The 5,460-nt window shown below is 71.8% G+C and carries 5 protein-coding genes and 1 pseudogene; 3 read left to right on the plus strand and 3 right to left on the minus strand.

All coding sequences use genetic code 11. The features are described 5' to 3' along the window. Nucleotides 1–214 (minus strand): annotated as a pseudogene (locus ACXJKL_RS13370) (hypothetical protein); the annotation flags it as partial. Then, nucleotides 214–1,323: a glycine cleavage system aminomethyltransferase GcvT gene (gene gcvT, locus ACXJKL_RS13375; RefSeq protein WP_457207536.1), complete on the minus strand. Its 1,110-nt coding sequence runs from the start codon at nt 1,321–1,323 to the stop codon at nt 214–216. The gene gcvT and the pseudogene ACXJKL_RS13370, both read right to left, overlap by 1 nt. A 54-nt stretch (nt 1,324–1,377) precedes the next feature. Here gcvT and ACXJKL_RS13380 point away from each other — a divergent pair, with 54 nt between their 5' ends. Beyond that, nucleotides 1,378–2,901 (plus strand): leucyl aminopeptidase, encoded by a 1,524-nt coding sequence (locus ACXJKL_RS13380; protein WP_457207537.1) that lies wholly within the window; start codon nt 1,378–1,380, stop codon nt 2,899–2,901. A 10-nt stretch (nt 2,902–2,911) separates the two neighbouring features. Here the strand turns inward: ACXJKL_RS13380 and ACXJKL_RS13385 are convergent, their stop codons facing one another. Further along, the gene (locus ACXJKL_RS13385) at nt 2,912–3,271 is read right to left on the minus strand and encodes a hypothetical protein (protein ID WP_457207538.1); all 360 of its coding nucleotides are present in this window, start codon (nt 3,269–3,271) and stop codon (nt 2,912–2,914) included. A gap of 101 nt (nt 3,272–3,372) precedes the next feature. Here ACXJKL_RS13385 and lpdA point away from each other — a divergent pair, with 101 nt between their 5' ends. Continuing rightward, the gene (gene lpdA, locus ACXJKL_RS13390) at nt 3,373–4,749 is read left to right on the plus strand and encodes a dihydrolipoyl dehydrogenase (RefSeq protein ID WP_457207539.1); all 1,377 of its coding nucleotides are present in this window, start codon (nt 3,373–3,375) and stop codon (nt 4,747–4,749) included. A gap of 53 nt (nt 4,750–4,802) precedes the next feature. Further along, on the plus strand, nt 4,803–5,460 hold a 658-nt coding region (locus ACXJKL_RS13395), incomplete at its 3' end, for a biotin/lipoyl-containing protein (protein WP_457207540.1).

The following is a 5,460-nucleotide window of genomic DNA, read 5'->3' on the forward strand; positions in this document are numbered from 1 at the left end:
ACCCAGGACTCGGCGTCGGCCTGCGAGCTGAAGCGCTCGGCGTCGTGCCCGGAGACCTCCACACCCAGGACTCGGCGTCGGCCTGCGAGCTGAAGCGCTCGGCGTCGTGCCCGGAGACCTCCACGGTGTTGCCGGAGGCGTCCTCGAGGCGCCACCACCACGGGCGCTCGGACGCACTGGGCTGGCGGAAGGTCGGGGGCTGGCCGGGCAGCATCAGGACTCCTTCACGGAGGTGTCGACGAAGGGCGGCTTGGTGAGCCGGAAGATCTCGCGGCGCCCGCGCACGTCCACGCCGACCTCCGCGTCCTCGGCCACCATCGTCGGGATCAGCGCGAGGCCGATGCCCTTCTTCAGGGTCGGGGAGAAGGTGCCGGAGGTGATGTCGGCGAGCGGCACGTCCCGGGTCAGGGTGACGCCCATGCCCGGTCGCGGGATGCCGCGCCCGACGGCGACGAGGCCGCGCAGCCGACGCTTCGGACCGACCTCCTTCTCCGCGACGAGGGCGTCCTTGCCCCAGAAGGCGTCCTTCTTCCAGCCGACCGCCCAGCCCAGCCCGGCCTGCACCGGGGTGACGTCGAGGCTGATGTCCTGCCCGTGCAGCGGATAGCCCATCTCGGTGCGCAGGGTGTCGCGCGCCCCGAGGCCGCACGGGAGGATGCCGTGCTCCTCACCCGCGGCCAGGATGGCGTCCCACAGGGCGCGGGCACCCGCGTTGGCGACGATCAGCTCATAGCCCCGCTCGCCGGTGTAGCCGGTGCGGCACACCACCACGTCGGGGCCTTCGAAGGGAGCCTCGACGAAGGTCATGTAGTCGTGCCCGGCGGGCAGGCCGATGGCCTCGAGCACCTCGTCGGACCTCGGTCCCTGCACGGCGAGCACGGCGTAGTCGCGGTGGTGGTCGGTCACGGTGACGCCCTCGGGCGCGGCCTCGCGCAGACGGCGTACGACCTCGGCGGTGTTGGCGGCGTTGGGGACCAGCAGGACGTGCTCGTCGTCCTGGTAGTAGGCGATGAGGTCGTCGACGATCCCGCCGGTCTCGGCGTCGCAGCACAGCGTGTACTGCGCCTTGCCGGGCTGGATCTTGCGCAGGTCGTTGGAGAGGGTCGCGTTGACGAGGTCCGCGGCGCCCGTCCCGGTGACCATCGCCTTGCCGAGGTGGCTCACGTCGAAGACGCCGACGGCCTCGCGGACCGCGGTGTGCTCCTTGACCACGCCGGAGGGGTACTCGAGGGGCATGGACCATCCGCCGAACTCGGCGAGCTTGGCGCCGAGGGCGACGTGTGCCTCGTGCAGGGGCGACTGCGTCAGGGTGTGCTCGGACATGCCGGGCAACCTACCGCAGCGCTCGGTGTCGCAGGCCTCGCCTAGCATGCCCGGGTGACGACGACGTACACCCTCCGCAACGCCAGCCCCGCCAAGACCCGAGCAGACGCCGTGGTGGTGGGCGTCCTCTCCTCCGACAAGGGCCCGGTCCTCGTCGACGAGGCCGCGGAGGTCGCCGAGGCCTGGGGTCGCAAGCTGCGCCCGCTCCTGTCCTCCCTGGGGGTCACCGGGCGTGCGGGTGAGAGCGTCAAGGTCCCGACGGCCGGCGTCGTCAAGACTCCGCTCCTCATCCTGGTCGGCCTCGGCGCCGCGGGCGAGGACGGCGCCGTCACCCCCACCGCCGTACGCCGCGCGGCCGGCGTCGCCGCCCGCAGCGTCCCCAACGCCGCGTCCGTCGCCCTGGCCCTGCCGGCCGGCTCTCCGGAGCTCGTCGCCGCGGCCACCGAGGGCCACCTGCTCGGCAGCTACACGTTCACCCGCCACAAGTCCGGTGACGCCGAGGACACGGCTCCCGGCGAGGTCGTCGTGCTGAGCCCGGCCGCCCGGAAGGCCGAGGTCATCACCGCGTTCGAGGAGGCGCAGGTCGTCGCGAGCGCCGTGATCACCTGCCGTGACTGGGTCAACGAGCCGCCCGGCCACCTCACTCCCCCGGCCTTCGCCGAGGCCGTGACCGAGGCCCACCGCGCGCTCACCAAGGGCCGCGGCACCCCCAAGGTCACCCTCGAGGTCCTCGACGAGCACCAGCTGGCCGAGCTCGGCTGCGGCGGCACGCTCGCCGTCGGCAACAGCTCGGACGCCAAGCCGCGGATGGTCCGCCTGACGTACGCGCCCCGGGGCGCCGAGCGCCACCTCGCCCTCGTCGGCAAGGGAGTCACGTTCGACTCCGGCGGCCTCACCATCAAGCCCTCCAGCAGCATGGTCGGGATGAAGGGCGACATGGCCGGCGCCGCGGCCGTCATCACGGCGACCTTCGCCATCGCCCGCCTCGGCCTGCCGATCAAGGTGACCACCTACGCGCCGATGGCCGAGAACATGGTCTCCGGCACCTCGATGCGACCCGGGGACGTCGTCACGATGTACGGCGGCACCACCGTGGAGATCGCCAACACCGACGCCGAGGGCCGGATGCTCCTCGGCGACGCGCTCCAGATGGCCAKCGAGACCGAACCCGACGTGATCGTCGACGTCGCCACCCTCACCGGCCACCTGCAGATCGCCCTCGGCGACCGGGTCGGTGCCGTCCTCGGCACCGGAGCCCCTGTCCAGGCGGTCCTCGACGCGGGCGAGCTCGCCGGCGAGCAGCTGTGGCCGATGCCGATCCCCGAGGAGATGAAGGAGCGCATCACCTCGTCCAAGATCGCGGACCTGTTGCAGCACGACTGGGTCCGCTGGGGCGGCGGGCTCTACGCCTCGGCGTTCCTGCGCGAGTTCACCGGTGGACTGCCCTGGGCCCACATGGACATCGCCGGCAACGAGATCAACGGCGGCGGTCCCTACGGGCACGTGCCGTCCGGCGCCACCGGCTTCGGGGTGACGACGCTCGTCGCCTACGCGCGCTCGCTGGCCGTCGGGGACTGATCCCGGGCGCCTACAGCCCTCCGGCCTTCTTGCGCCGGTTGTAGTCCCGCATCCGCTGCGGGATGCCGACGACCGCGGCGTCGTACGACGGGACGTGGTGCTTGTTGGCGAAGTCGTGCGCCCACTTCACGCTCGGCACGCGACGTCGGGTCCACTCCCCGTCGTGGGCGACGAGGAGCAGCGTCACGTCGCTGACGGCGGTGCGGGGCTCCACGAATCCCTCGACCCCGCGACGGGTGCTGACGAACTCGGCCAGGTGCGTCACGTCGCCGCCGTCGGCGGCCCGGACGGTGGTCGAGCCCGTCCGCGACGCATCCCTGGCAGGTCGTCGTACACGGCCGGAGCGACGGAGTCGGTCGAAGAGTCCCATGGCGCCATTCTGCCCGCCCGACCGAAGCGACCCGGTGTGGACAGGCTCACGAAGAGTGCAAGGATGGGCTCCGTTCATCGGGAGACAGCGGAAGGCATCAGGTGGCGCAGCGCGACTTCGACGTACTCATCCTCGGGGCGGGCTCGGGTGGATACGCCTGTGCGCTCCGTGCGGCACAGCTCGGGTTGACCGTGTGCCTCGTCGAGAAGGGCAACCTCGGAGGCACCTGCCTCCACGTGGGCTGCATCCCGACTAAGGCCCTCCTCCACGCCGCGGAGGTGGCCGACTCGGCCCGCGACGCGGGTCAGTTCGGCGTGAACGCGACCCTCGACGGCATCGACATGCCGGCGGTCAACGCCTACAAGGACAAGGTCGTCGGGCGGCTCTTCAAGGGCCTCACCGGACTGATCAAGTCACGCGGCATCACCGTGATCGAGGGCGAGGGCCGGCTCACCGGACCGCGCACCGTCACGGTCGGTGACACCGCCTACACCGGTCGGCATGTCGTGCTGGCCTCCGGCTCGTACTCCAAGTCCCTCCCCGGCCTCGAGGTCGACGGCGAGCGGGTGCTCACCTCGGAGCACGCCCTGCGCCTCGACCGGGTCCCCGAGTCGGTCATCGTGCTCGGCGGCGGCGTCATCGGCTGCGAGTTCGCGAGCGTCTGGGCGAGCTTCGGCTCGAGGGTCACGATCATCGAGGCGCTCCCCCGCCTGGTCGCGGTCGAGGACGAGGYGTCGTCCAAGGCCCTCGAGCGGGCGTTCCGCAAGCGCAAGATCGACTTCCGCACCGCCACGCCGTTCCAGAGCGTCAAGCACACCGACACCGGTGTGGCCGTGACGGTCGAGGGCGGCGACGTGATCGAGGCCGACCTGCTGCTGGTCGCCGTCGGTCGCGGCCCCTCCACGCAGGGTCTCGGCTACGAGGAGCAGGGCGTCGCCATGGAGCGCGGCTTCGTGCTCGCCGACGAGCGCTGCCGCACCAACCTCGAGGGCGTGTACGCCGTGGGCGACATCGTCCCGGGCCTCCAGCTGGCCCACCGCGGCTTCCAGCAGGGCATCTTCGTCGCCGAGGACATCGCCGGCCTCGACCCGCGACCCATCGACGAGGCGGGCATCCCGCGAGTCACCTACTCCCACCCCGAGATCGCCTCCGTCGGCCTCGACGAGGCCACCGCGCGCGAGCAGTACGGCGACGACGTCACCACCGTCGTCTACGACCTCGGCGGCAACGGCAAGAGCCAGATCCTCGGCACGAGCGGCTTCGTCAAGCTCGTCAGCCGCACCGACGGGCCCGTCCTCGGCGTCCACATGGTCGGCGACCGGGTGGGCGAGCTCATCGGCGAGGCCCAGCTGATCTACAACTGGGAGGCCCACGCCGACGACGTGGCTCCCCTGGTCCACGCCCACCCCACCCAGAACGAAGCGCTCGGCGAGGCCCACCTGGCCCTCGCCGGCAAGGCGCTGCACGCCCACGCCTGACCCGGCACCACCCCCCACTCCCAGCACCACGACACAGCGAGCGAAGGAATCCCATGGCCTCCGAAGTCACCCTCCCCGCCCTCGGCGAGTCCGTCACCGAAGGCACCGTCACCCGCTGGCTCAAGCAGGTCGGCGACACGGTCGCGGTCGACGAGCCGCTGCTCGAGGTCTCCACCGACAAGGTCGACACCGAGATCCCCTCCCCCGTCGCGGGCACCCTGCTCGAGATCAAGGCCGAGGAGGACGACACCGTCGAGGTCGGCGCCGTGCTGGGCGTCATCGGTGACGAGGGCGAGTCCGCCGGGGACGCCGACGACACCGCCGAGCCCGAGGCCCAGCCCAAGGACGAGCAGGAGTCGGAGAAGAAGGCCGAGCAGGAGGAGGAGATCGTCGAGGAGAAGGGCGAGCTGCCCGCCGGCGACGACACCCCCGAGGCCGACAAGTCCGACTCCGCGCCGGAGGAGAAGCCCGCCGCAGCGAAGTCCAGCGGTGGCGGCGAGAGCACCTCGGTGACCCTCCCCGCGCTCGGTGAGTCCGTCACCGAGGGCACCGTCACCCGCTGGCTCAAGCAGGTCGGCGACGACGTCGCGGTCGACGAGCCGCTGCTCGAGGTCTCCACCGACAAGGTCGACACCGAGATCCCCTCCCCCGTCGCGGGCACCCTGCTCGAGATCAAGGTCGAGGAGGACGAGACCGTCGAGGTGGGCGCCG

Source organism: Nocardioides sp. P5_C9_2 (assembly GCF_054049555.1).

Coding starts and splice junctions, on each gene's coding strand:
- gcvT (WP_457207536.1), bottom strand. CDS start 1,323: ATGTCCGAGCACACCCTGACGCAGTCGCCCCTGCACGAGGCACACGTC.
- ACXJKL_RS13385 (WP_457207538.1), bottom strand. CDS start 3,271: ATGGGACTCTTCGACCGACTCCGTCGCTCCGGCCGTGTACGACGACCT.